This window comes from Leisingera sp. ANG49 (assembly GCF_059694505.1).
In genome coordinates this window covers 1-2,992 of record NZ_JCATZN010000028.1, presented here as the reverse complement: position 1 = coordinate 2,992, position 2,992 = coordinate 1, and the positions used below count along the sequence as shown (strand labels likewise).

Sequence of the window (2,992 nt, the reverse complement as noted above, 5' to 3'; positions counted from 1 at the left end):
TAGCCCGGATCCCAGGCAAATCAGAGCTGGCCAAAGCCATCCGCTATGCTCTGACCCGGATGAAGAAACTGCGCTCCTATCTCGTCCATGACATCCTGGAACTCGACAACAATTCTGCGGAGCGGGCGATGAAGCCAATTGCCATAGGCCGCAAGAATTACCTGTTCGTCGGCTCCGAAGGCGGCGGAAAAGCTGCTGCCGTCGTCTATACTCTGATCGAAACCGCCAAGACGAACGGCGTTGATCCGCAGGCTTGGCTCACCTGGGCTTTGACCCTGATAGCGGATCATAAGATCACACGTCTGAACGAACTCATGGCCTGGTGCTACGCTGCCATCGCAGCGTAGCAGGCTTTACTCGAACCGCGCCAGAGCACCTTCGCCGGACGGTCACGCAAGGAACACCGGTCGCGGAGATCTGCTGTAAGGCCGGGATCAGCCAGGCGACATACTTCAACTGGAAGAATAAATACGGGGGCCTTCTGCCAGACGAGATGCGCCTGAGCAGCCAGCGTATTGAAGCGCCGCCGCATGTCCGTCACGCCTGGGGCCAGCCACACCCGCGTATTGCTCGGCACTGGGATCATGGCACCAGACCTTCGACTAGAGACAGCACCGCAGACAGCGCCGTCGTACCTTCCACCAATATCTGCCACCCATCTGACAGCATGATATCCACGCGCTGTGCTGACAACCGTGCGCCGCAAACAGACGGCGGTGCAGATAATTGTGGCAGGGGGTGGGGTGACGCAATCCCCTCGAGCTCGATCAGCACAAAGTCGGCAGTCTCCGCTTTGACTGCCTTGTCCTCGAGCGCAAACCGAGGATCGCGAAGCCACTTGTGGATCAGGTTGGCGTTCATCGCATAACGTCGCGCAACCTGCGCCACCGAAACGCCCGGCGTGCGTGTCTGCCCGCAGATCGAACGCTTCTCTTCATCCGACCAGAACCGCTTCTTGCCCGCCATAATGTGCCTCATAACGTCCACTACCAATGGTGGACATTATCAATACACTCTATCGACCGTCAGAGCAGGCTCACCGGACGGTTACGGCCATCCTACCAGATGACCTTCAGCAGATCGCCCCGGCGGCCCCGGAATACAAACAGATGCCCGCAGAAGGGATCTTCGGCCAGCACCTTTTCGGCCAAGGCCGACAGGCCGCCGAACCCTTTGCACATGTCTGTAACCCCGGCGGCCAACCAGATCTTCGTGCTTCCCGGAACCGGGATCATGAAGCCAGCTTCCAGATCAATGCGGCAAGCGCATCAGGATCAAAGCCGCCCTGAACCTTCAGGTGGTGGCCGCTGGCAAGTTCCACCTCTATCTGCGCATCGGCATCCGGCGGGGCTGAAGCGGGTTCGGCATCCAGAACTTCAACCGGCAGGAACCGGGTGACGGGTTCTTCTTCAGCCTCGGCCGTGAACCGGGGTTCTTTCAGCCAGTTGAAGACCTGATTGGCATTTGCATCATAGTGCCGTACAACTTGGGCAACCGATACACCGGGCACCCGCATCTGGGCGCAGATCATCCGTTTCTCGTCTTCAGACCAAGTCCGCCACCTGCGCCGATTCGACATGTTCACCCCCGATAATGTCCACTTGCTCGCTAATGGACATTATCCCTCACTAACGACCACCGTCAGTGCGGGCAGACCAGACGGTTACGATCTCCATCAGAATGCTCCTTCTTCTCCGCTAATCTTCACGACAATAGCAGTGTTCTCGGCGGGAAGGCAGTTCATCCCATTACGTCAAATCGCCTGGGCTGGCGGACATCTGTCTGATGCCCCAGCTTTACAATGCCCGCCGCTGGGAGACCGATTTCTCCGGCTTGCCGCGGATATGCGCTGTAGAGGCGGCTTGCGCCGCCCACCCTGCCTTTGCCGCCGCCTACCCGGATCAGCCCGGCTGACTGGACCCTGGGGCTGCGGCGTCACAAGGAGCGCAGCAGCACCTTGCTGGAATTCAGCGCCTGGGCGATCCGCTGGTAATGCAGCGCCACATCATTGTTGCCTTCAGCCGAACGCAGCAGCACCGTCGTCGTCTCTTCCAGAACGGCCAGCGCCTTGGCGTTGGTTTCGGCCACCCTTTCCTGCTTAACCGCTGAAACCGGGCGGCGCACAGTTTCGCTGTCCGCCTGAACGGTGATCCGCAGCCGCGGCTGGCTGTAGTCACGGTTCTGCCGGGAAAGGCTGGTCAGCTCATCCGAGGCCGTGGCCAGCGCCTCACGGGCGGCAGCATATTCGCCATGAGCAGGCAGTTTCTTGACCAGCGCTTTCAGCTCTTTGGCCAGACAGTCAGTCCGGTAAGCCGCGCCAACCGCCTCGCAGGCCGCCGACGAGGTGCTGATCTGCGCGACAACCGTGCTGGTGACGGAATTTGTCACCGACGCTGGCCCAACCGGGGCCGACGTGCTGGTGCTTGAGCTTCTTACGCCATCAGCTTCTGCCGCATCGCCGCCTGTCTCCCGTGATCCGCCGCCAAATTGCGAGGGCGAAGGTGAACCCCGCACCTGCGCCTTGTGCACGTAAACTGCAGCGGCCTCCTGCAAAGCTGTCCTGCCAGTCACCGCGGCGGCCTCAGCCAGTGCCGGCGAAAGCAATAGTGCGGCCGCCAAGGGCAATCTGCGGACGGCTTTACTCTTGTTGCTGTTCATTGAACCCTCTTTTCTTGCCCCTGCATGTGCAGGATTTAGCGCCGGCATGCCAGTACTTGGCCAGCCTTCCAAGCTCGAACCCGCCTTGACTACATTCCCAAGGGACCGCCGGAAATTCCGATAATCTGATCAGACGTCAACCCCGTGGCGTCGAGCAGAAGAATCTCGAAGTCCAACTCAGTTTCACTGCTGTCAATTGCTCCGATGAACAGGCCATCATCGTGCTCGTCAATGAAGAGAGTGATGTCAAAGAACATGGCCCCATTGGACGGGGTCAGTTCAAAGTCGCCGTCGTCGAGGGAGATGCCGATATAGGCATCCCCAGAAGTGAGAG

General features: G+C 59.6%; 5 protein-coding genes and 4 pseudogenes. 3 read left to right on the top strand and 6 right to left on the bottom strand.

What is annotated here, in order from left to right; all coding sequences use genetic code 11:
• A partial coding sequence (locus tag AC58NV_RS23460) for an IS66 family transposase (RefSeq protein WP_497229295.1) occupies positions 1-347 on the top strand: 347 nt, incomplete at its 5' end.
• 47 nt (positions 348-394) lie between these two features.
• Positions 395-511: pseudogene (locus AC58NV_RS23455) on the top strand (transposase); the annotation flags it as partial.
• Here the strand turns inward: AC58NV_RS23455 and AC58NV_RS23450 are convergent.
• The 4 genes and pseudogenes from AC58NV_RS23450 to tnpA (AC58NV_RS23435) form a co-directional block, all read right to left on the bottom strand.
• A pseudogene (locus AC58NV_RS23450) lies at positions 473-586 on the bottom strand (IS66 family insertion sequence element accessory protein TnpB); the annotation flags it as partial. The pseudogenes AC58NV_RS23455 and AC58NV_RS23450 overlap by 39 nt on opposite strands.
• A complete protein-coding gene (gene tnpA / locus AC58NV_RS23445; protein ID WP_497229294.1) occupies positions 583-966 on the bottom strand; it encodes an IS66-like element accessory protein TnpA in 384 nt (127 codons plus the stop codon). The pseudogene AC58NV_RS23450 and the gene tnpA (AC58NV_RS23445), both read right to left, overlap by 4 nt.
• Before the next feature lie 95 nt (positions 967-1,061).
• A pseudogene (tnpB, locus tag AC58NV_RS23440) lies at positions 1,062-1,235 on the bottom strand (IS66 family insertion sequence element accessory protein TnpB); the annotation flags it as partial.
• On the bottom strand, positions 1,232-1,579 hold the full coding sequence (gene tnpA / locus AC58NV_RS23435; RefSeq protein ID WP_497229293.1) for an IS66-like element accessory protein TnpA: 348 nt from the start codon (positions 1,577-1,579) through the stop codon (positions 1,232-1,234). The pseudogene tnpB and the gene tnpA (AC58NV_RS23435), both read right to left, overlap by 4 nt.
• Positions 1,580-1,758: 179 nt before the next feature.
• Here tnpA (AC58NV_RS23435) and AC58NV_RS23430 point away from each other — a divergent pair.
• A pseudogene (locus AC58NV_RS23430) lies at positions 1,759-1,914 on the top strand (maleylacetoacetate isomerase); the annotation flags it as partial.
• A gap of 21 nt (positions 1,915-1,935) precedes the next feature.
• Here the strand turns inward: AC58NV_RS23430 and AC58NV_RS23425 are convergent.
• Together AC58NV_RS23425 and AC58NV_RS23420 are read right to left on the bottom strand one after the other, a co-directional pair.
• On the bottom strand, positions 1,936-2,388 hold the full coding sequence (locus AC58NV_RS23425; protein ID WP_497227562.1) for a hypothetical protein: 453 nt from the start codon (positions 2,386-2,388) through the stop codon (positions 1,936-1,938).
• A 359-nt stretch (positions 2,389-2,747) separates the two neighbouring features.
• Positions 2,748-2,992 (bottom strand): hypothetical protein (locus AC58NV_RS23420; protein ID WP_497229292.1); only part of this gene is annotated, 245 nt, incomplete at its 5' end.